A 21,427-nucleotide genomic window follows, 5' to 3' on the forward strand; every position below is an offset into this window, starting at 1 on the left:
ATGAGTCAGCCATTATTTACAGCAACTGTTTCAGCGGTAGGAGGAAGAGAAGGAAAGGTCATTTCATCAGACCGCGTTCTTGAGCTTGATGTCGCAATGCCGGGGACACCGAGAGCCAAGAAATTAGAAAAAGCGACAAATCCAGAGCAGCTGTTTGCAGCAGGTTATGCAGCTTGCTTTGACAGCGCCCTGCAGCTTGTCGCAAGAACAGAACGGGTAAAAGTAGAGACAGAGGTTACGGCGAATGTAAGCCTGTTAAAGGATGAAGCAGACCAGGGCTATAAGCTGGGTGTGACGCTGCAAGTAAAAGGAGAAGGAGTCAGTGCATCAGAATTGGAGGCGCTTGTGAAAAAAGCGCACGGCGTCTGCCCGTATTCAAAAGCAACCTCCGGAAATATTGATGTGACACTTGAAGTTGCTGAATAAATAAAAAGAGGATGCCTGTACAAGGCATCCTCAATTTTTTTGATGAAGTGTTTCCAGCAATGTATATAGAGCGGATTTTAACTGTTTGAGATCCTCCCCAGACTGCTTTGAGAGCCCCAGAATTGTCTCTGGAATATCAACCGCTTTTTCTTTTAATAACGCTCCGTCCTCTGTCAGGCTGATCAACACGGACCGCTCATCCTCTTCAGATCTTTTTCTCGTAATCAAACCCTGTTGTTCCATTCGTTTAAGCATCGGAGTGAGCGTCCCTGAATCTAAATACAGCTGTTCGCCCATTTTTTTGACAGTAAGCGTTTCATGTTCCCATAACAATAGCAAAGCCAAATATTGAGGGTATGTTATATTCAGCTTATCAAGCAGCGGCTTGTATTGCTTTGTCATTTCCCGCGAACTCGCATATAGCAAAAAACAAAGCTGATTCTCCAATTTCATATGATCAAATTTATTTTCCATTTTGTTCACCAACTCTTTTTTGTCATTCGATTCTATTGTATCTGAAAAACCTCACTTTTCCTATTCTCGGCAAACTTAGCATGTTTAAAAAGATCAGAAAGGGAAATATAACAACTAGATACAAATAAGGAGGTTGGGAAATATGTCACTATTTACAGCAAAAGTAACCGCGCGAGGCGGACGGGCAGGACATATTACATCAGATGACGGTGTTCTTGATTTTGATATTGTCATGCCAAATGCCAAAAAAGAAGGACAAACCGGCACAAATCCGGAACAGCTCTTTGCGGCAGGGTATGCTGCATGCTTCGGCGGCGCGCTCGAACACGTAGCCAAAGAGCAGAATATCGAAATTGATTCGGAGATTGAAGGGCAGGTCAGCCTCATGAAGGATGAGAGCGACGGCGGGTTTAAAATTGGTGTCACACTTGTTGTGAACACGAAAGATTTAGATCGGGAAAAGGCACAAGAGCTTGTCAACGCCGCTCATGAATTCTGTCCTTACTCAAAGGCAACCAGAGGAAATGTTGATGTAAAACTAGAATTAAAATAATGACCGGCATCCTGAGGGTTCTCAGGATGTTTTTTTGTGTCGGAGCGGGTGTGATCTTTTCGAGGTCTGAGACATTTCTTATAAATGGATTCAGACTTATATCCATTATGAATTGACGCGGAACGGGGTAGGAGTGGGCACAGATTATTGATAAAACGTCAGATAAGCGATCACAGCGTTTAAAGCCTGCAAAAGTTACAGATGAAGGGGGCGGCTGGCTCGGTGTCTGCCAAGCTGAATTCCGGCTCGTATGATTGCTGTTTTGTATTTGCACAGGGCAAAGCGGCTACTTGGAGAAATAACTAGGACCAGGCCGCACATGCCTGATCCTTTTAATATTCTTTCTTGTTGGCAAAATCCCGCCATGCCTGAAACGGGGATAAATGCTCCATAAGAGTCACTTGATAAAAGGGGATCGTTCTTTCTTCAGCAGGTTTATCAATTTCTTTATAAATGAATGAATCATCAAACCCGGCTTCGGCAGCGTCAGTGTGCTCAGCTGCATAGAAAACGGCTTTAGGCCGGGCCCAGTAGATGGCGCCCAAGCACATTGGGCATGGTTCACAGCTCGTATACAAAATGCAGTCATCAAGCTGGTATGCTCCTAGCACCTTACAGGCTTTCCGAATAGCAGTGACTTCCGCGTGGGCAGTCGGATCATTGCTTGTTGTGACGTTGTTCTGTCCCTCGGCAATAATGACTCCGTCTTTCACGATAACGGCTCCAAAAGGCCCGCCGATTCCTGCATTCACTCCTTCACATGCGAGAGTGACAGCCCGTTTTAAGAACGTTTCATGATTCATCCCAATCCCTCCTGTCAATAGAGTGTTATTAGTATAGCCGAAAAAAGGGCAAAGAACATTCTCAAAAAAGTGTAAAATAAACAAAGTTTTTGGGGGATTTGCTAAGATAAGAGGAGAAAAGAGGAGGGGTAATCATGCTGCATTTATATATTGCCAGACACGGACAGACCCAATGGAACGTAGAAAAACGGATGCAGGGCTGGATGGATTCTGATTTAACAGAACTTGGGCTGTACAATGCCCGTGCTCTTGGGGAGCGTCTGAAGGATATTGAAATGAATCAGGTATACATCAGCCCGAGCAAGCGGACAGAAGAGACAGCAAAAACCGCACTAGGGTCGCGCAGGCTCCCGCTGGTGATAGATCATATGTTCAGAGAAATGTCACTGGGCTCATGGGAAGGGAAAAAACAAGAGGATATTGAAAGGGACGAACCAGATCTTTTTCACGCTTATTTTCATTATCCTGAAGCTTATCGCCAGCTGGGAAGTGAAACGTTTTTTGACTTTGAAAACCGGGTAAGGCTGGCTCTCCAAACGATTTTAGACAGCCATTCTTCCGGTAATGTTCTCTTGGTTACCCATTCTGTCTTTATATTAATGCTGTTAAATATCATAAAGGGAAGACGCGTTAATGACATATGGAATTCTGCTTACATACATGATACATCATTGAGCCTTGTGGAATTTGATGAAAATGGAACTGCCGAAATAATAATAGAAGCGGACGGGAAGCATCGGAAACCGATTTCCGCTTTCTAATAGAAAAAACCATCTGCCAAATGCAGATGGTTTTTTCAAATTATACTAGCTGTGTCTGCTGTGCTCTTGCCTGTTTTGCGGCTTCAACCATGTTTTTCAATGCTGCAACCGTTTCTTCCTGCTGTCTTGTTTTCAATCCGCAGTCCGGATTTACCCAGAAGCGGTCAGTCGGACAGACGGCAAGCGCATCAACGATAATATTGTACATTTCTTCAGTTGACGGCACACGAGGGCTGTGAATGTCATATACACCAAGGCCAAGCCCTTTCAAATACGGGTGGTTTTTTAAGTAATCTAAAAATCCTCCGTGGCTTCTGCTATGTTCGATTGTAATCACATCGGCATCAAGATCATTGATTGTATCAACGATATCTTCGAAGTTGCTGTAGCACATATGTGTATGAATTTGTGTCTCGTTTTTCACGGAAGAAGTGGTTAATCTGAATGCTTCTGCCGCCCAAGTCAAATACTCATCCCAATCGCGGGTTTTCAATGGAAGGCCTTCACGCAGCGCTGGTTCATCGACTTGAATGATTTGAATGCCTGCGTCTTCAAGCGCTTTAACTTCTTTGCGAAGGGCAAGCCCGATTTGGAAGGCGATTTCTTTCCTCGAGATGTCGTTTCGAGGGAAAGACCAGTTTAAGATTGTAACCGGGCCCGTCAGCATTCCTTTCACATGCTTGGAAGTCAATGACTGTGCGTAGACTGTGTCTTTCACTGTCATCGGTTCAATAAATTCAACATCTCCGTAAATGACTGGCGGGCGGACACAGCGTGAGCCGTATGATTGAACCCAGGCATATTTAGTGAAGGCGAAACCGGCCAGCTTTTCACCGAAGTATTCGACCATGTCTGTCCGTTCAAATTCGCCGTGAACAAGGACATCAAGCTCCAATTCTTCCTGAATATCAATCCATCTTTTTGTTTCCGCATTGATAAAGTTTTGATACTGTTCATCGGACCACTCAGCTTTCCGCCATTTTTGGCGTGCGCTCCGCACTTCAGCAGACTGCGGGAAGCTGCCGATCGTTGTCGTCGGCAAAAGCGGAAGGCCGAGAGATTCATTTTGCAGGGCTAAACGTTCTTCAAACGGAATCGGACGCTTGAAGTCTTTATCAGTTAATTGCTCAAGCTCTTTCTTTTGTTCAGAATTGGCGCCTGTTGCAAACTGTTTAAGCGCCTGGATATCAGCCTTAGCCTGCTGAATCTCTTCGCTGATCGCCGCTTTTCCTGATACTAAACCTTCTTTCAAAGCTGTCAGCTCGGCCAGCTTCTCTTTTGCGTAGGACAATCCGTTCAATAGGTCTTTTTCCAAATGCTCATCAGGGTGTTTCGCTACCGGAACATGTAGCAGGCTGCTGGAAGGCTGAATCCACAGTTCATCAACTTTTGCAATGCTGAGAATATCAAGAACGGCATCGAGACGCTCTTCAAGGTCCGCTTTCCAAATGTTGCGTCCGTCGATAACGCCGGCTGCCAGCACTTTGTCTGTCGGAAAACCATGTGTTTTAAGCTGTTCTAGGTTTCTGCCTTTGTCGTGAACGAAATCAAGGCCAATTCCCTGAACCGGGTAAGAGATCAGCTCTTCATACGCATCAACAGAATCAAAATACGTCTGCAAAAGCACATTCAAGGATGAAAGCTCACTTGTAATGCTTTCAAATAACTCTTTTGCGCCGCGGACATCTTCACTAGAGGCGGTAACGAGCGCCGGCTCATCGATTTGAACCCATTTTACGCCTTCTTCTTCAAGCTCTTTCAAAAGCTGTACATATAATGGCACAAGGCGTTTTTGGATCGCTTTTGCTTCGGACGGTTCATAGCCTTTAGCGAGCGTAACGAACGTATAAGGGCCGACAATCACAGGCTTTGTTTCCACACCGTATTCCTGTTTGATCCGGCGATAATCTTCGAGTTGTTTGTTTCTTGTCAGACGGAACTCAATGCTCTCGTCATATTCCGGAACGATGTAATGGTAATTTGTATTAAACCATTTTGTCATTTCACTAGATACAGCGTCTTTGATTCCGCGGGCGATAGCGAAGTATGTATCGGTAGCGTCAGTCAAATGTCTGAACCGTTTCGGGATCCAGTTGAAGCTGACTGCTGTGTCGAGTACATGGTCATACTGTGTGAAATCAGAAACAGGCACAACATCAATCTGCTGGTCAATTTGTGTTTTTACTGCGGATAAAAATAGTTCGTCGATTTGCTTTAAAAACGTATCTTTATCAGTACTGCCTTTCCAATACGCTTCAAGTGCTTTTTTCCATTCCCGGTTCAGTCCGATTCTCGGAAATCCTAAATTCGATGTTTTGATGGTTGTCATTGTTTCTCCTCCTTTATATGTAAAACACTCTCTTTAACCCGCGGATACAGGCTGCTAAGAGGTTTTCTCACAACAAAAAGCCTCTTTCCCATGAGAGAAAGAGGCTTTTCTACGTAAAACACTGCCTCTCTCATCTCTCAGACACAATCTGATGGAATTAGCACCGTGCCTTATGAGACATCAGTCTCGGCGCGAAAAGCAGTGCGCCCCATTTCACAATGGCATTACGGTCGGTTGCTGTTGGGGTCAAAAGGCCAATCCCTCGCCCAACTCTCGATAAGAGAAAATGTTATTAATTTTTTGAAAAGTTGAATCATTTGTTGGTAATCTTAACAGTAATTCAAATTCATTGTCAACATAGAATTTGAAATTTTTATTTACATGATGTGGTGTATATTATATAAGAAAAATAATCTTATAGGGTCAACAAATGTGATTGCTCTGCTTTTTCTGCGAGCTCATCAGGAGCTGTTAAATACAGGAATCCATTGCCTGCCAGCGTTTTTGCAATATCAAGAGGAAGTGTCCTGCGGATTAGCTGTGCGAAAACCTCAGATTCAGAAAGCTTTCTTTGAAATGATTCTTCTTCATAGCTTTTGATTAAAGCAAGCGCACCGCTGACATGAGGGGCAGCCATTGAAGTGCCGGTCAGCTTACCGTACTTCTTGTTGGGAAGGGTGGATAAGATGTTTTCTCCTGGTGCCACAAGGTCAATCTCTTTATTTGCGTTAGAAAATTCTGACAATTCTCGCGCTACAGAAACAGATCCAACTGCAATCACTTCATTATAAGCTGCGGGGTAGGAAAGCTCTTCTGTGCGTTCGTCGCCGTCACCTTCATTTCCCGCTGCACAAACGACAAGCACTCCGTTTTTCACTGCGTTTTTCACTGCTTCTTTTAGCTCTGGCACATCGCTTGGCCCTCCAAGGGACATTGAGATGATGTCGACTTTCTGTTCCACCGCGTAGTTGATGCCGTTAATTATCCATTCGTATTGTCCGCTGCCGTTCTCGCCGCCAAGAACCTTCACAATCAATAGGCTTGCCTCAGGCGCGACTCCGGCAATGCCTCCGTTTGAATCATTAGCTGCAATTGTTCCGGCGACGTGTGTGCCGTGTCCGTTGTAGTCGGAAATCGCATCTTCCTTGCCGCCGTCGTCATCCGTGAAGTTCTTTCCGCCGATGATTTGATTTTTTAAATCAGGGTGGCTTGTGTCGCAGCCCGTGTCTAATACAGCAACTTTAATATTTTTGCCTTTTACCCCTTTTGCCCACATTTCTGGCGCCTTAATCACTTTAATGCCCTCAGGAAGCTCGTTTACATCCATGATCTGCTCATTCGTCACATACGGGATCAAGCGGATTTCACCATTCATAAAAAAGCCCTCCTTTTTTATGCTTTCAAGTGGATTCAAGGGTGTTGCCTCATATTATATGAAAAAAGCAAGCGCTCGGACAGAGCCATTTGAAGCATTTTGAAAAAATAGGATACACACCAAAGAATTAGTAATCTTCAAAATATTGGATGGCTTCGGCGTGTATGACTGGGATTCAACTGTAAGTCAAGTTATAATAGTGTTGGGGAAAGGAGCAGTGTCATGAAACTGAATGAAAAATTATATGCATTTTTTTCAGAGCATGTGGAACAAATGGCCGAGGAATGGATTGAAACGATGGAGGAAAGTGATCCGAATTCGCTTTACGCCCTACATAATGCAACAGTAACGGAAGAATTGAAAGAGCAGGACAGAGAATTTTACCGGCATCTGAATTACATGTATGTTTTACCGGAAAAACAATTTCTCGAAGAGTTTCAAGAGTGGGTCATTGAGCTGACCAACGATCAAAAACATCTCGACACACCGGTTCAGTATGTCATTCGGGAGTTTATGAGAAACAGGAGATTATATACGAAGTATTTTGAGAAGTTCGCAGAAGAAAATGAATCAGCGTTTGAACCGGGAGAGAAGCAAAAATGGGCAGATTTGATTGTAAAAGTATTTGATTTCACCATTTATACATTCGTTGATCACGCTGAAATGAATGCCAAGCAGCAATTAAACGCCCAAAGAGAAATGATATTGGAATTAAGCTCACCTGTCATTACCCTGAGCAAATCAACAGCTCTGCTGCCGCTTGTCGGTGACATTGATACCGAACGGGCGAAGTTTATTCTGGAAAACACGCTTCAAGCTTGTGCGAAAAGACGTGTGGAGCATCTGTTAATCGATCTGTCAGGTGTTGTTGTGGTGGATACGATGGTGGCGCACCAGATCTTTAAATTGATTGAGGCGCTTAATCTGATCGGTGTCCGGTCAACCCTGTCAGGAATCAGGCCTGAAATTGCGCAAACTGCTGTACAGCTGGGGATTGACTTTTCGAATATTACTATTAAAACCAACCTTGCCCAAGCATTAAATTATCATCAATAAGAAAAAATCCGCTATCGTCGATAGCGGATTTTTTATGAGGCAAAACAGAAAGATACGAGAAAAGATCCTGCGAATAACAAGAGAACGAGGCAAAAGAACAGCCAGTCGCGCCGGTTCACGCTCAATGTCCTGTAATATGTCCGGTTTCTGCTTCCTGTAAAACCTTTCGATTCCATCGCAAGCGCTGTCCGTTCCGCTTTTCTGATGGCGCTTGCCAATAGCGGTATGGTATATCGTTTTAACGCACTGATTTTATTAATGATGCCGCTCTCCGCCGCTCCTCCTCTGATTTTATGAGCCTGCTGAATCAGCTGGACCTCATCCTTTAGCAGCGGAAGAAAGCGAAAGCCTGCAATGACACCGTACGCGAGCTTTGGTGAGAGCCTGCACTGCTGGACAAGGCTCAGCATAAATAAAATCGGATCGGTTGTAAAAACAAACATCATCGATAAGGCGGAGAAGCATAAAATACGAAACCCGAGAGAGATGCCGACAGACACATTATCGCTGTTAATTGAGATAGGGCCTGCTTGAAACAAAAAATTATCCGGTGTTGTCGGCACCTTTCCAAAAACTGCGGCTGTCCACACGCATCCGAATGCTAAAATCAAAAACGGAATCGTAAACAACAGCCATTTTTTCAATGGGATTCCGGCCGCCAGTAGAACGCCCGCAACGATGATGATATAAAAACATGCCGGAGTGTAAGGGTTGTAAATAAACGACAGCATGACGACACAACAAAAAACCGCCGCCGCTTTCACAGTCGGATTAATGAGATGTAACGGCTGCTTCATCACGCACCTCCTCTTGATATGCCATCCATTCATATAGAAGGGGAAGGGTGAGCTTTGCTTTTTGGACAAGCCCTGTTTCTTGAGAAAACAACTGCGCTGGAGATCCGTCAAAGGCCAGGCCCGTATCGTGAAGCACAAGCACGCTGTCAGCATACGAAGAGACTAGCTCCATATCGTGTGTAATTATAAGGACAGCGGTTCCCTCTGCCTTGATACGCTGAATCATTTCCATGCATTCAGCCGCTGTGCGGGCGTCCTGGCCAAAGGTTGGTTCGTCTAATAATAAAACCTTTACGTCATGCATGAGCATAGTAGCAACGCTCAGTCGCCGTTTTTGCCCTTGGCTGATCGCAAACGGATGATGATCAGCCAAATGCGCAAGACCAAAACGCTGCAGCAGGTGTTGCGCTTTTTTCTCAGTTTCAGCATTTGCTTTCTGGCCGAACAGAAGCTCGTCATACACCGTATCGGTGACGAATTGATGCTCAGGGTTTTGAAAAACAAATCCCATCCGTTTACGCAATTCTTTTTCTTTATATTTCTGCAGCGGCTGGTCATTAAGAAGGATTTTGCCGCTTTGCGGTTTCATGAGACGGGCCAAAACTGATAGGAGCGTCGATTTTCCAGTTCCGTTCGGACCGACAAGCGCCGTTAAAGAACCTTCGCGCAACGAAAAGCTGATGTCTTTGAAAATCGCCTGCGGTCCTCTCGCGAACGAAAGGCTGCTGACTTCAAGCACACTCTCCCCAGAAGGGGCTTTCTTCTTTTTGGCATGCCCGGCAGGAATAGGCTCTTTGAACAGCATCTCTTTTGATAAAGTAAACGGCATACTCAGCTTTTCCTGCAGATGACAGACCTTTGGAATGGCGATGCCCAATTTCTTTAGTGTCTCCGCTTCATGCTGAAATAGATTTTTCGTCAGGCCATCCAGCGCCTTTTTGCCTGATTTGTCGAGCACGATCGTTCTCTCAATCCAAGGCGCCCATTCATCAAGCTGGTGCTCAATGACGAGGAGGCTGAAACCTTTTTCCCGCTGAAGATCTTTCATCAGATGAACGAACTCCCGTGCTGAGAAAGGGTCTAAAAGAGAGGTCGGCTCATCTAAAATAATAAGCTCAGGCTCCATCGCCAAAATACAGGCGAGAGCCACTTTCTGCTTTTGTCCTCCTGAAAGGGTTGAGATCGTTTTTTCTTTTAAATGGGTAATGCGTAATTTTTCTAATACGGCGTTGATTTTCTCTGTCATTGCTTCTTTTGGAACTTGCAGATTTTCCAGCCCGAACGCTATTTCGTCCTCCACCGTCAGCATGCAGAACTGCTGATCAGGATCCTGAAAAACGACCCCGGCATGCTGAGCAATCGTTTCGGAGGTTTCAGCATCTGTGACCGGCTTTTGAAATAGAAATGCATGTCCGGACTGAATGCCGTCGCAAGCCTCCGGATATAGACCGTTTAAACAAAGGGCGAGCGAGCTTTTACCGCATCCGCTCGGTCCTAATAATAAAACACATTCTCCTTTTTGAAGCTCAAACGAAATGTCTTGAAAAACCGGTTTCTCGTCTTCTTCATAAGAGAAGCTGAGCTGCTCAACCGTCAGAAGCTCATCAAAGGCTTGCATGTTCTGACGCCCGCTTCCGTTTCTTTTTCAGTTCCTTTCCGAGTGCCATTCCGTTTAACACACCTGTATAAGCGAGAGAGTCGCTGACAGCTTTTCCGAGAAGCCCCGCCAAAAGCGCGCCGGAAATGAGGCGGATCACAAGCATAATGAGCAGATAACCTGGTGAATAGGCTGCATAGCCAGAAACAAAGAGATCATAGATAAAGCTGGCTACTGAAGACCCCATACCGGCCAGCATAAGGACAGGGAGAGAGTATGCTTTCCAGCGTGTTGCAAGAAACACAGCCTCAGCCCCGAGTCCTTGAACAATGCCAATGACGATGACCATCGGGCCAGACGGATTTCCCAGCAGGCACTCAACGAGAGCGGCAATGATTTCAGAAACGAGCGCCGCACCCGGTTTTCGAATCATGTACGCGGCGATCACAGAAACGATAAACCAAATGCCGTAAATCGGTTCATAGGCGATTGCCCCAAACATACCTGCAAGCACGTTTCCGAAATGTGTAAATAATAAATAAACAACGGCAAATACGATACTGATAACCGACATGATGACAATTTCTTTTACTTTCCAGCTTTTCATGTTATCCCTGCTTTCTGTTTTTTCTTGATGGACTGTTAGCCGAAAGATTCACAGTCATGGTGATGTGGTTTGTTTGCTGCTCGGCCATGCGGAAAACGGCTTCCAATGTGCTGAATACGTCATGCGCATCCCCGTCAAGCTCGCTCGCGTAATGGACACCCTGTACGAAAGTGCCTTGGGCTTTTGCAATGTCGACAGCCTTCATAATCAATCCCATATAATCCGGCTCGTTCATTGGATAAAGGGCAAATTGGCACGGCGCTTCCGCCTTCAAGCCTTGGACAGCATCTTCATTGACACGCTTATCACCTTTGGAAAGATATGTATCCCCCTGTGTGTCACCCGGGCATCCAATGGAAAACGTGCCGTTCATGACGATGTGTTGTTCGCTGTTTGCTGCATGAAGGTAAATGGCTTTTGCAGCATCGAATACATGATCAATCGATCCGCGTAACACCGTGCTGATATGGTCGGTTTTCGTCCAAACCTTGGATGTATCTGTTTTTTTCAGCGCAGACTTGATCACACTGATAAAATCATCCGTCATCGGATATAAAGAGAAGCGAAAACCGGCGATTCTGCTTGTACCGCAAATATGCTCCATTTCTCCGACCTCCTGTTTTTTTGGTAAAATAAAAAACTGCATATCCTAAGGGAATATGCAGTCATAGATCGATTAAGCGCACAAAAAAATACACCATTCGGTCAACCTGCACTTCCCCACGCTGGTATTATCCAGATCGGGTCATAAGGGATCAAAGCGCGTTTCTTTCGCGCTTTATCTCAGCCAAAACAGCACCCCTAGTGCTTTCCGTATACAATTTTTTATTTTGACATCATAATAGATGATAAGAATCATTTTGTAAACAACGAAATCATTTTTTTCATATAGGGACGGGAGAGGATGATCAAATTTGGAAAAAGGACACATATTAATTGTGGAAGATGAAGAAAAAATCGCCAGGGTTCTACAGCTTGAATTGGAATATGAAGGATACAGCGTCACCATCAAACACAATGGCACAGAAGGTCTGGATGCGGCAGCGGAAGGCGGGTATTCCTTGGTGCTTCTTGATGTCATGCTTCCGGGGCTTAGCGGACTGGAAGTGCTGCGCCGCTTGAGAAAAACGGATCCGCAGACACCGGTCATATTATTAACGGCGCGAGACAGTATTCCTGATAAGGTAACAGGTCTGGATATCGGTGCGAATGACTATGTCACCAAGCCGTTTGAAATCGAGGAATTGCTTGCGAGAATCAGGGCGGCGCTGCGACAAAATGGAACAAAAACGGAAGATATCGGCACCTTTCTTACATATGACGATTTGCGGGTGAACGAAAAAACCCGTGAAGTGAGACGCGGAGACAAAGAGGTGGAATTAACGCCGCGGGAATTTGATTTACTCGTCTATATGCTAAAGCATCCGCAGCAAGTGCTGACACGGGAGCAAATTCTAAGCTCGGTATGGGGATTTGATTATATCGGTGATACAAATGTCGTGGACGTCTACATAAGATACATCAGAAAAAAACTGGACTATCCTTACGAAAAACAGCTGATCCATACGATTCGCGGGGTCGGCTATGCCATTAAGGGGTAAACGATGAAGCTGAAGACCAAGATTCATCTATACACATCAATATCACTGTTGATTTTATTAATTTTGGTTCATACCGCAGTATATCTCATTTTTTCGTCTGCGCTGACATCAAAGGATGCGGCCCGGCTTGCTGATGAGACGGATAACATTGCCGAAGCGCTGCGTGCCGCTGAAACAGAAGGAGTGGCTTTGCAGGATATGCTGCAGGCCTATCTTCCGGCAAATGGCATGGTGCGTGTAGTGAATGGTGATCAAAAAGCCGTTATGACGATCACAAAAGAAAAAGCCTATAAAGATTTTCCTCTCTCTTTTCATAGCGGAGAAACGGCAGATGTGAGGAAACATGACGGCAAGCTGTTTGCCGAGGCTGCTGTTCCGGTGATTTGGACCGATGGACAAGTGGTGTCTCTTCAGCTGGTTGAAAGACTGGAGAACACAGAAGAGAGTCTGTTTCTGTTGAAAATCATCTTAATCGCTGCAAGTGCTGCTGTCTGCATTGCTTCTTTTTTTGCCGGCAGCTTGCTAGCCCGCCGAATCATCAATCCGATCAGACGATTAATGATCACAATGAAAGACATACAGCGAGACAAAGAATTTAAAACGATTTCTTTAGAAGGACAGTCCAACGATGAATTGTATCAAATGGGGCTGACATTTAATGAAATGGCAATGATGCTGAAGGAGCACTATGATAAACAGCAGCAATTTGTTCAAGATGCTTCACACGAATTGAAAACCCCGCTCACTATTATAGAAAGCTACAGCAGCCTGATGAAGCGGTGGGGGGCAAAAAAGCCGGAGGTGCTTGAGGAGTCGATAGAAGCCATTCACTCAGAAGCGGTGCATATGAAAAAACTGACCAATCAGCTTTTGGCGCTGGCCAAAAGCCATCAAGGACTCGAGCTTGATCTGAAAACAATCGATCTGATTGGAGCGACGCGCGCGGTTATGCAAACGCTCCAGTCCGTTTATCAGCGTGACATATTGCTTGAAACAGATAAAGAGAGCCTGCTTGTAAAGGCTGATGAAGAACGCATCAAGCAGCTGTTGACCATTTTGCTTGATAATGCAATCAAGTATAGTGAAAAGCCTATTGAGATGTCAGCCGGAACGAGGAATGGACGGCCGTTTCTATCAGTGAGGGATGAAGGCATCGGAATACCTGATGAGCATATCCCGCATTTGTTCGAACGGTTCTACCGGGCAGATGAGGCACGAAACAGAAAAACAGGCGGAACGGGTTTAGGCCTTTCCATTGCCAAGCAAATCGCTGATGAGCATGGCATTGAGCTGTCTGTCAAAAGCAAGCCGGGACAAGGAACAGCTGTCACCATGCAATTCAGCGAACAGAATGGGGGAGGCCGATGACGAAAACAATAAAAACAGTATCTTTTGCTGCAGCAGCCATTTTAGTTGTCATCATCTGTACGTTTCTCATCATTCGGCAAACCCATGAGAACATACTGTCAAAGGAGACTGTCGTAAAAAAAGTCGAAGCCTCCTATGAAGGCAAGGTCACGAAAGCAAAACAATCAAAGGATAAAAAAACATATGATATAACCCTTGAAAATCCAAAGGGAACTTACTTTGTAAAAGCAGATGCAATATCGGCTGACATTCTTTCAATGAATAGAGTAAAAGCAGTGAATCCATCTGCCATGACAGAAAAAGAAGCTGAGCATCTTGCGCTTGAGCGGGTGCCGGGAACGATCAAAAAACAAACACGGCAAAGTCAAGTTGCCACTTATACCATACAAAAAGAAGACGGGAAAACATACGAAGTGAAGGTAGACATGCAGGCAAAAACAGTCTTGTCTGCCGATCAAATCAGCAGCAAAGATCAACAAAAAACGCCGATTACGAAAAAAGAAGCCAAAACAATTGCAGAGCGAAAAACGGGCGGAACAGCGGATGACGTAGATCTCGAAGAAAGTGAGGGCACTCTCATCTTTGAAGTGGACGTTGATCTTCCTGATAATAAGGAAGCGACAGTGAAAATCAATGCCTACACAGGAAAGATAGCTAACATTGTGTATGAAGACTGACGGTTTCTCATCAAATTCTCATCTTGCTCTCGTTTTCCTTTCATGTTGAGTGTGTAAACTGTACTCATACAAAACAAAGGAGGACTCACAAATGCTCAAGAAAAAATGGATGGTTGGTCTTTTAGCAGGGTGCCTAGCGGCCGGAGGATTCAGCTACAACGCGTTTGCCACAGAAAACAATGAAAACAGACAGGCTTCTTCTAAGACGGATGCACTCACTGAACAAGAAGCAGAAGCAATTGCTAAAACAGTTGTTGACGGCACAGTAGAAGACATTGACAGAGACCTTTACAACGGCAAAGAAGTCTATGAAGTGGAGATTGAAAAAGAAGGTGAAGACTACGATGTATATGTAGATATTCATACAAAACAAGCGCTTAATGACCCGCTAAAGGAGAAAGCAGAACAAGTCGCCATAACAAAAGAAGAAGCTGAAGAAATTGCATTAAAGCAAACAGGTGGAACCGTAACGGAAAGTAAGCTTGACGAAGATGACGGTACTTACATCTATGAAATGGAAATCCAAACGAAACAAGGAACTGAGACAGAATTTGAAATTTCCGCAAAAGATGGACGCATTATCAAACAGGAGATAGATGACTAATCAAAACCCCCGCTGCAGCGGGGGTTTTTCATGATAAGAAACCTTCTTTTGGACAATCTAAGTAGAAAAGGAGGCGAAACGCATGGAAAAGAAAGAGGAGCAATACATCAATCAGGCTGAATATGTCCCTCATCCGACGAAGGAAGGAGAGTACGCCTTATTTCTTCATGAAACGTATCATTTGCTTTCTGAAGATGACGAGACACAAACAACAGAATAAGGGCTTAGGCCCTTGTTTTGTTCCGTAATTGTGATGTAAGCGCATTTATTACTTTTTTGAGTTGACACAGCTTGTTTTTTTCTGTAATCTCAGTGTGTCAATTCAATTAGGAACTTCGTTAGGTGAGGCTCCTGTATGGAGATACGCTGCTGCCCAAAAATGTCCAAAGACGCCAATGGGTCAACAGAAATCATCGACATAAGGTGATTTTTAATGCAGCTGGATGCTTGTCCTATGCCATACAGTGCTAAAGCTCTACGATTGAAGGCGCCCGCACGCTTTTTTTGCCGTGCTTCTTTCACCTTCAATCCCGAAGGCTTTTTTTATGCCTTTAAAACGAAACCAATCAAAGGAGGTGCGGAGTATGGATTCTCCCCATTCGAGTCAATCTGAAGAAGTACCCATATACTATGACAGCAAGACAATTGATTACACGATGAGGAGACGAACAGCCGCACCTTCTGGCGAGGCCGGCACGTCTCCGTAGAGGAGGTACGAGTCCCGATGGTTCAAAACATGACCTATGACGAACTCATTTTACGCATCATTATTTTACTGCGAGACGGGAAAATCAGGGATTTCAGAAGTGTTATTGATGAGCTTCAGCCCTATGACATGGCATTTATTTTTAAAGAAATGCCGGAAAAACACCGCGCCCGCTATTTATCTTATTTAACTGTAGACGATATCACTGATATGATCGGGGAGCTGGAACGCGAATTTCAGCTTGTCGTCTTAAATAAAGTCGGAAAAACAAAAGCAACACTAGCGATGAACAAAATGGACAACGATGACCTCGCTCAATTGCTTGAAGAAATGGATGAAGAACTGAAGGAACAGCTTTTGTCCAGCATGGAAGCGTCAGAGTCAAAAGCTGTACAGCTCTTGATGAATTATCCAGCTGATTCAGCGGGACGCATGATGACAAACCGGTATGTGTGGATTCCTCAGCATTACACGGTAAAAGACGCGGTCGTCAAACTGAAAAGCTTCGCTGAAATAGCTGAATCGATCAACTACTTATATGTTATTAATGAAAGCAAACAGCTGGTTGGGGTTCTTTCCTACCGCGATTTGATTCTGGGTGAACCTGAAGAAAAGGTGCAGGATTTAATGTTTACCCGCGTCATATCAGCAGATGCTCTTCAGGACCAGGAAGAAGTTGCCCGCCTGATTGAACGTTACGATTTTTTGGCAATACCGGTTGTAGAAGAAAACAACGTGCTTGTCGGCATTGTGACGGTCGATGATATTATCGACGTCGTTATTCGGGAAGCTGATGAGGATTACGAAAAATTTGCCGCTTCCGGTAAAGACATCACCTTTGACACAAAAGCTTACGTGGCGGCATACCGGCGCCTGCCATGGCTGATTTTACTCTTGTTTATCGGACTGATTTCAGGAAGCATTATCAGCTATTTTGAAGACGCGCTGAAGCAGGTTGTCGCGCTTGCGTTTTTCATGCCGATGGTGTCAGGGATGACAGGAAATACGGGAACACAATCTCTTGCGGTTGTCATCAGAGGTTTGTCTAAAGAAGAAATGAACAAAAAAACGATTGTGCGCCTGATCTTCCGGGAGTTCAGAACAAGCATTTTTATCGGAGCGGTTTGTTCTGTGCTGATTGCGATTGTTTCTATCATATGGCAGGGGAATGCGCTTTTGGGATTTGTTGTCGCCTCTTCACTGTTCTTAACCTTAATCATCGGAACGATGTCAGGAACGATTATCCCTATTATTTTGCACAAACTGAAAGTAGACCCGGCGATTGCTTCTGGACCGCTGATTACAACGTTAAACGATATTTTATCTTTATTAATCTACTTTGGCATTGCCACTGCATTCATTCACTCATTATAAACATAAAAAGTCCGTCTCAACTGCGAGCCGGACTTTTATTATTTAACGGTTTTTGTACCGAAAGTGAGCATTAAGCTGCCCCTCCAGCATTTTTTTCCGCACTTGCGGATCGTTTTTTAACATCTGTTCTTTTTTGCGCATATCCTTTAAAATCTCTGCTGTCTGTACGCCGTCTTCACGCTTATTGGCGATATCCATCAGCCGCTCCACATCGGCAAAGGAGTATTTTCTTGTCCCCCTTGAAGAACGCTGCGGGTAAATGAGCTTTCGTTCCTCATAATACCTGATCTGTCTTACGGACAATCCTGTCAATTCACTCACAATTCCGATTGAAATCACTTTTTTGTCTTTATAAGAATGATCTTCTGTGGTCATTTTTCCACCCCTGGATGTCTTTTGATAATAGTATATAAAAAACAAAGAGAAAAAACCTGACGCTTGTCATATTTTCTAACATCAAATAGAAGATTTTTGAAAAAACACGGAAGAAAAATTAACAAGAATAATGCGTAACACCCAAGCGCGTTTTATCCTTTATGTAACAAACAAACGAGGAGGAAGGATAATCATGGAGGAAGAAAAAGCGGTCTCACTGGCAAAAGAAATTATAGAGTTGGATATCAAGCGTGATGAAATGCTGGAGACGTTTATGCAGCTTGCCGGAGAACAGGCTTTTCAATTATTAAGATTGGTTCAAAACGGACAATACCGAAAATCTTCGTAAACATAAATTCTTTACATTAGATTCATACCACGTTCATTTAAAAAGAGTATCTTTTGTATAGGATACCTCAAAATGAAGGAGGACGCTATGAGTAATTTATTGAAATCCGCTTTAGAAAAAGAACGACGCCATTATTCTGAAAAACTCTATCAGATTGGGGTTTATAATAAAGAGGTTATGAACAAAATGACGATTTCAGAGCTTCGGAAAGAATATGCTTATTTCTTTCGAAGCATTACAAATCATAAAAATTATCCTTATACAAGATAATGTATAAGGATTTTTTTGCTTTTAGAAGGAATTTCTCGAATTATAGCGAATACGTATAGTAAGGGACTGAACTCTTATTATATGTAAGGGTTTTCATTATTTTTTTATAAAAATCCTATATACGAGGTAGATATGATGAGATTATCGTTTAACGAAGAAGAAGTTGAGCGTGCGATGAATTTGTACAGAGTTTTTGCAAGGGCTTTCAAAAGTGTGTCCGAACATAGTATCCGTGATAGCAAAGAGCACGGTTTTAATCCCACTGAATTTGCTGTACTGGAGCTCCTGTACACAAGAGGCCCGCAAAAATTACAGCAAATTGGGTCGAGACTTCTGCTTGTAAGCGGAAACGTCACATATGTTATTGACAAACTAGAAAGAAACGGGTTTTTAGTAAGGGAGCAGGACCCGAAAGATAAACGCTCTGTTTACGCACATTTAACTGACAAGGGAAATGAGTATTTGGATAAAATTTATCCGATTCATGCACTGCGTATTGCGAGAGCGTTTTCAGGCCTTTCGCCTGATGAACAGGACCAGCTGATCGTCCTGCTCAAGAAAGCAGGCATACACAGCCAGCATTTGCTGTTTCGTTAACTATTCTACACTCTCTGTTTCAGGAGAGTGTTTTTTTTGTTTTATAAGATTCTTTTTAAAACATCTTCAATCTTCCTATCAGACATTTCGCCAAGGTATCCATTGACGTGTTTTTTATACTCCTTCATCTGTTCGTTCGATTGAAAAAATGCCGCGATATACTCTTCTGCTTTCTGCATGTCCCAGTTTCTCATATCTGTGACGAGCTTCCTTTCATGTAGAAGGTTTAAATTCATTTCTTCCTGTCCCGGCAGTGCATGATAAATAAATACCGGAAGCCGTTTCTGTAAGCATTCACTGATGGTCACGCCTCCGGGTTTAGTCATGATGCCTGTCGACTGTTCGTACAAACGGTTCATCTCTGCTTTGCTGTGAAGGTAAGGAATCGCCTCAATCAAGGGGTGGTGTAAACTTTTGACATAGCAGTAGAGCTTTTCGTTTCTGCCGCATAATATTTTGTATAAGATCTTTCCGCCTGGCGACAGTTCCTGCACCCATTTTAAAATTCCACCGACCCCCATACTGCCCCCAGTGATGATGATGGTATATGGCGGATGGTGCTGCAAGGTATCTGCTGATTCCATTTCAAAATTTCGGTGAACTGGAATGCCGGTCAAGTATATGTTGTTCTGATCGATCCCCTCTGATATTAGCTGCTTCTTTACTTCCGTGCTCGGAACAAAATGGTAATCAATGTTCTTCCGTCCCCATAATTGATTCACGAAAAAATCAGTGTATACATTCACAACCGTCAGATTCGGATATTCAGGCTTTAGTCGGTTCAGCAGATAAGAAGGCAGCGCATGTGTGCAGAAGGCGATATCAGGCTGTTTTTCTTGGAGGATGTGCCTCATTTGCTGTGTGAACAGCCATTCGTACATGAAATAGCGTTTATCATGCTGAAATTCTCCGCAGGCGAGGAGCCTATAAATGCCGCTGTACGTTTTCGGGAAATATTGAATCCATTTTAAATAAGCCACGGAGGACAATTTTTCTAACCGGCTATACGCATGTGAAAAGATATCAATCTTTTCAGCTGCCATCCCTTGAGACTCTAATTCAGCCTGCAATGCATCAGCCACATGATGATGGCCGGTGGAAATGCTTAAAAAAGGAAAAATGAGAATGTTTTTCATGACAGTCCTCCTAAAAAAATATGGCAACTATATTTTGAGGAGAACGTTCACAAAATATAAGGGTGTTTTTGATCATAAGGAAGGTGAAAAGATGAAAACTTGTTTCCTTTCCATATGGAGAGTGGTTGACCCGATTTATTTCTTTTTTTCAAGGCTGACCTTGGTTGACAAAGATCGTAAAAGCGTCTTTCGAGTCAGGCTGACGAAGTACAAAGGACATCATGTCGTGCTTAGCGACGGAACGCATATAAGAAAAAATGATGTGCTCGTTAAAATCCACCTGCATAACATAAAGCTGATCAGGGAGCTGCAAAGCATTGAGAGCGCAGTCAGAAAGGGAATCATTATTTATCAGAAAGTATATCAATCGATGCCGCTTCTTCTTGACTATATTAACAATCATAAAAAAAGCGAGAAAATCAAAGGAATCATTGGGATTACAATGCTTGACAAAGGTGTGGAAAGGCTCGGCTTTGATGTGATCACCCCGGTGAATCCTTTTTACAGATGTTTTAAAAAAGTGTCCCATGTGCCGATTTTATATTTGACTTCAAAGCCTGTGAGCTTGCGGCATTTACCGAATTCATCCTATTTGTTTATCTCAAAAGAAAAGCTGCAGAAAACCTATCAAAAAAAAGACTGATGCCTCGGTCAGCACAGTCTTTTTTGATTAAATCTGATGAAATGTCACTTCAGGACGGCTTCCGACACGGATATTTACGCCGGTTTGTCCCAAGCCCTCGCTGATATAAAATGGTTTATCGTGATGATAATGAAGACCTTTAATCATGTTCATTCGCACGAGCTTTCCCATTTTCACCAAATGATACGGTTTTGGCCAGTGAATTTGCCCGCCGTGAAAATGCCCTGACAGCAGGTAATCATAATGAACATCTTTCATATCCAGAATAATATTTGGGTCATGTGTTAAGACAAGATGATAGCCATTTTCCAGACTTTGATAAGAGCCGTTGATATTACTCCGATTCGTACTGTAATCATCAATGCCAATAATATTGACTGGCCCTGCAGCCGTCTCGATTCGAACATGTTCATTTTGCAGCGTGATACAGCCGTTTTCCTCTAAAACTCGCTTCAATCTCTGAAAGTCCTCTTCTTTCAATACATAATCGTGGTTACCGAACACCGCGTACATTCCATATGCAGGCTTTAGCTTTTGCAAGGCGTTCAAGTAACCTGCCAGCTTCGGAATATTACGTTTCCGATCAAGAAAATCCCCGGTAAGAGCAATGATGTCCACAGGCTGATCTTTTGTTAAATGATACAGCTCCTCAGGTGAGACTGAAATGTTTTCCAAGTGAAGATCTGATAAATGAAGGATATTTAATTTTTTTCTGGCTGGAAGGCCGTCTTTTTGGTCGATTGAAATGGTGTTGACTTTCACATCTTTTGTATTGCGGTTCGCTTTATATAGAAATGGCACAAATACGAGTATGGCCAATGAAAGTAAGATTGTAAACAAAATATATCCCCTCCCTCCTATCAGTATAGTAAGTGATCAAGCCCTATGGATAGCGGGAATTAATGGGTAGAGACAGGTTGAAAAACGGATTGTCATATGATGAATGATT

Annotated in this window: 26 protein-coding genes and 3 riboswitches; of the genes, 15 read left to right on the forward strand and 11 right to left on the reverse strand. The window is 43.6% G+C overall.

The window, feature by feature from the left end:
* Complete coding sequence (locus AC0OMU_RS03745) at positions 1-426, forward strand: organic hydroperoxide resistance protein (RefSeq protein ID WP_003232574.1); 426 nt, start codon at positions 1-3, stop codon at positions 424-426.
* A gap of 30 nt (positions 427-456) precedes the next feature.
* Here AC0OMU_RS03745 and ohrR read toward each other — a convergent pair whose 3' ends face one another.
* Entirely contained in the window at positions 457-900 is a 444-nt protein-coding gene (ohrR, locus tag AC0OMU_RS03750) for an organic hydroperoxide resistance transcriptional regulator OhrR (RefSeq protein WP_014476587.1), read from the reverse strand.
* Positions 901-1,042: 142 nt separating this feature from the next.
* Between ohrR and ohrB the strand changes: the two genes are divergently transcribed.
* A complete protein-coding gene (gene ohrB / locus AC0OMU_RS03755) occupies positions 1,043-1,453 on the forward strand; it encodes an organic hydroperoxide resistance protein OhrB (RefSeq protein WP_015383474.1) in 411 nt (136 codons plus the stop codon).
* Positions 1,454-1,785: 332 nt separating this feature from the next.
* Here ohrB and guaD read toward each other — a convergent pair whose 3' ends face one another.
* A complete protein-coding gene (guaD, locus tag AC0OMU_RS03760; RefSeq protein WP_015483143.1) occupies positions 1,786-2,256 on the reverse strand; it encodes a guanine deaminase in 471 nt (156 codons plus the stop codon).
* A 134-nt stretch (positions 2,257-2,390) separates the two neighbouring features.
* Between guaD and AC0OMU_RS03765 the strand changes: the two genes are divergently transcribed.
* A complete protein-coding gene (locus AC0OMU_RS03765) occupies positions 2,391-3,017 on the forward strand; it encodes a histidine phosphatase family protein (protein ID WP_474240915.1) in 627 nt (208 codons plus the stop codon).
* 40 nt (positions 3,018-3,057) lie between these two features.
* Here AC0OMU_RS03765 and metE read toward each other — a convergent pair whose 3' ends face one another.
* Together metE and isp are read right to left on the reverse strand one after the other, a co-directional pair.
* Positions 3,058-5,346 (reverse strand): 5-methyltetrahydropteroyltriglutamate--homocysteine S-methyltransferase, encoded by a 2,289-nt coding sequence (gene metE, locus AC0OMU_RS03770; protein WP_003232565.1) that lies wholly within the window; start codon positions 5,344-5,346, stop codon positions 3,058-3,060.
* A 127-nt stretch (positions 5,347-5,473) separates the two neighbouring features.
* Positions 5,474-5,629, reverse strand: a riboswitch (SAM riboswitch).
* A gap of 132 nt (positions 5,630-5,761) precedes the next feature.
* Positions 5,762-6,721 (reverse strand): serine protease Isp, encoded by a 960-nt coding sequence (gene isp, locus AC0OMU_RS03775; protein ID WP_003232562.1) that lies wholly within the window; start codon positions 6,719-6,721, stop codon positions 5,762-5,764.
* A 222-nt stretch (positions 6,722-6,943) separates the two neighbouring features.
* On the opposite strand from isp, the gene rsbRB reads away from it, so the two are divergent.
* Complete coding sequence (rsbRB, locus tag AC0OMU_RS03780) at positions 6,944-7,777, forward strand: RsbT co-antagonist RsbRB (RefSeq protein ID WP_003232560.1); 834 nt, start codon at positions 6,944-6,946, stop codon at positions 7,775-7,777.
* 32 nt (positions 7,778-7,809) lie between these two features.
* On the opposite strand, the gene thiX is transcribed toward rsbRB, so the two are convergent.
* From thiX to thiU, 4 genes are read right to left on the reverse strand one after another with little or no spacing between them, the layout of a single operon-like run.
* Entirely contained in the window at positions 7,810-8,574 is a 765-nt protein-coding gene (gene thiX / locus AC0OMU_RS03785) for an HMP/thiamine ABC transporter permease ThiX (protein ID WP_015483146.1), read from the reverse strand.
* Positions 8,549-10,192: an ABC transporter ATP-binding protein gene (locus AC0OMU_RS03790; RefSeq protein ID WP_181218977.1), complete on the reverse strand. Its 1,644-nt coding sequence runs from the start codon at positions 10,190-10,192 to the stop codon at positions 8,549-8,551. Before AC0OMU_RS03790 ends, thiX begins: the two co-directional genes overlap by 26 nt.
* Complete coding sequence (locus tag AC0OMU_RS03795; protein WP_181218979.1) at positions 10,179-10,778, reverse strand: ECF transporter S component; 600 nt, start codon at positions 10,776-10,778, stop codon at positions 10,179-10,181. Before AC0OMU_RS03795 ends, AC0OMU_RS03790 begins: the two co-directional genes overlap by 14 nt.
* Before the next feature lies 1 nt (position 10,779).
* The gene (thiU, locus tag AC0OMU_RS03800; RefSeq protein ID WP_181218982.1) at positions 10,780-11,382 is read right to left on the reverse strand and encodes an HMP/thiamine ABC transporter substrate-binding protein ThiU; all 603 of its coding nucleotides are present in this window, start codon (positions 11,380-11,382) and stop codon (positions 10,780-10,782) included.
* 96 nt (positions 11,383-11,478) lie between these two features.
* Positions 11,479-11,591, reverse strand: a riboswitch (TPP riboswitch).
* Positions 11,592-11,692: 101 nt separating this feature from the next.
* Here thiU and ykoG point away from each other — a divergent pair.
* The 7 genes from ykoG to mgtE all read left to right on the forward strand — a co-directional run bounded on the left by ykoG (position 11,693) and on the right by mgtE (position 17,108).
* The gene (gene ykoG, locus AC0OMU_RS03805; protein WP_038428855.1) at positions 11,693-12,379 is read left to right on the forward strand and encodes a two-component system response regulator YkoG; all 687 of its coding nucleotides are present in this window, start codon (positions 11,693-11,695) and stop codon (positions 12,377-12,379) included.
* A gap of 3 nt (positions 12,380-12,382) precedes the next feature.
* Positions 12,383-13,747: a two-component system sensor histidine kinase YkoH gene (ykoH, locus tag AC0OMU_RS03810; RefSeq protein ID WP_474240916.1), complete on the forward strand. Its 1,365-nt coding sequence runs from the start codon at positions 12,383-12,385 to the stop codon at positions 13,745-13,747.
* Positions 13,744-14,424: a PepSY domain-containing protein gene (locus AC0OMU_RS03815; RefSeq protein ID WP_474240917.1), complete on the forward strand. Its 681-nt coding sequence runs from the start codon at positions 13,744-13,746 to the stop codon at positions 14,422-14,424. The genes ykoH and AC0OMU_RS03815 overlap by 4 nt, the downstream gene beginning before the upstream one ends.
* Before the next feature lie 91 nt (positions 14,425-14,515).
* Positions 14,516-15,028 (forward strand): PepSY domain-containing protein, encoded by a 513-nt coding sequence (locus AC0OMU_RS03820; protein WP_474240918.1) that lies wholly within the window; start codon positions 14,516-14,518, stop codon positions 15,026-15,028.
* A gap of 82 nt (positions 15,029-15,110) precedes the next feature.
* Positions 15,111-15,248: a transcriptional regulator SplA domain-containing protein gene (locus AC0OMU_RS03825; protein WP_003218541.1), complete on the forward strand. Its 138-nt coding sequence runs from the start codon at positions 15,111-15,113 to the stop codon at positions 15,246-15,248.
* Between the two features lie 107 nt (positions 15,249-15,355).
* Positions 15,356-15,521, forward strand: a riboswitch (M-box (ykoK) riboswitch).
* Between the two features lie 91 nt (positions 15,522-15,612).
* Positions 15,613-15,735, forward strand: coding sequence for a hypothetical protein (locus AC0OMU_RS03830; protein WP_009967087.1), 123 nt, complete (start codon positions 15,613-15,615; stop codon positions 15,733-15,735).
* 17 nt (positions 15,736-15,752) lie between these two features.
* Positions 15,753-17,108, forward strand: a complete 1,356-nt coding sequence (gene mgtE, locus AC0OMU_RS03835) for a magnesium transporter (RefSeq protein ID WP_003232543.1) — start codon at positions 15,753-15,755, stop codon at positions 17,106-17,108.
* Positions 17,109-17,150: 42 nt separating this feature from the next.
* Here mgtE and tnrA read toward each other — a convergent pair whose 3' ends face one another.
* On the reverse strand, positions 17,151-17,483 hold the full coding sequence (gene tnrA, locus AC0OMU_RS03840; protein ID WP_003232541.1) for a MerR family transcriptional regulator TnrA: 333 nt from the start codon (positions 17,481-17,483) through the stop codon (positions 17,151-17,153).
* 193 nt (positions 17,484-17,676) lie between these two features.
* Here tnrA and AC0OMU_RS03845 point away from each other — a divergent pair, with 193 nt between their 5' ends.
* From AC0OMU_RS03845 to AC0OMU_RS03855, 3 genes are all read left to right on the forward strand, one after another.
* Entirely contained in the window at positions 17,677-17,832 is a 156-nt protein-coding gene (locus AC0OMU_RS03845) for a hypothetical protein (RefSeq protein WP_327830052.1), read from the forward strand.
* An 87-nt stretch (positions 17,833-17,919) separates the two neighbouring features.
* Positions 17,920-18,102 carry a stress response protein YkoL gene (gene ykoL, locus AC0OMU_RS03850; protein ID WP_003245766.1) on the forward strand — a complete coding sequence of 61 codons (183 nt, stop codon included), beginning with the start codon at positions 17,920-17,922 and terminating at the stop codon, positions 18,100-18,102.
* 132 nt (positions 18,103-18,234) lie between these two features.
* Positions 18,235-18,699: a MarR family winged helix-turn-helix transcriptional regulator gene (locus AC0OMU_RS03855; RefSeq protein ID WP_003232536.1), complete on the forward strand. Its 465-nt coding sequence runs from the start codon at positions 18,235-18,237 to the stop codon at positions 18,697-18,699.
* 41 nt (positions 18,700-18,740) lie between these two features.
* Here the strand turns inward: AC0OMU_RS03855 and AC0OMU_RS03860 are convergent, their stop codons facing one another.
* Positions 18,741-19,835, reverse strand: a complete 1,095-nt coding sequence (locus tag AC0OMU_RS03860) for an MGDG synthase family glycosyltransferase (RefSeq protein ID WP_474240919.1) — start codon at positions 19,833-19,835, stop codon at positions 18,741-18,743.
* 91 nt (positions 19,836-19,926) lie between these two features.
* Here AC0OMU_RS03860 and AC0OMU_RS03865 point away from each other — a divergent pair, with 91 nt between their 5' ends.
* Positions 19,927-20,478, forward strand: coding sequence for a YkoP family protein (locus AC0OMU_RS03865; RefSeq protein WP_031314982.1), 552 nt, complete (start codon positions 19,927-19,929; stop codon positions 20,476-20,478).
* Between the two features lie 27 nt (positions 20,479-20,505).
* Here the strand turns inward: AC0OMU_RS03865 and AC0OMU_RS03870 are convergent, their stop codons facing one another.
* The gene (locus AC0OMU_RS03870; protein WP_041850906.1) at positions 20,506-21,318 is read right to left on the reverse strand and encodes a metallophosphoesterase; all 813 of its coding nucleotides are present in this window, start codon (positions 21,316-21,318) and stop codon (positions 20,506-20,508) included.
* Positions 21,319-21,427: the final 109 nt, after the last annotated feature.

Source organism: Bacillus sp. FAU18 (assembly GCF_056033885.1).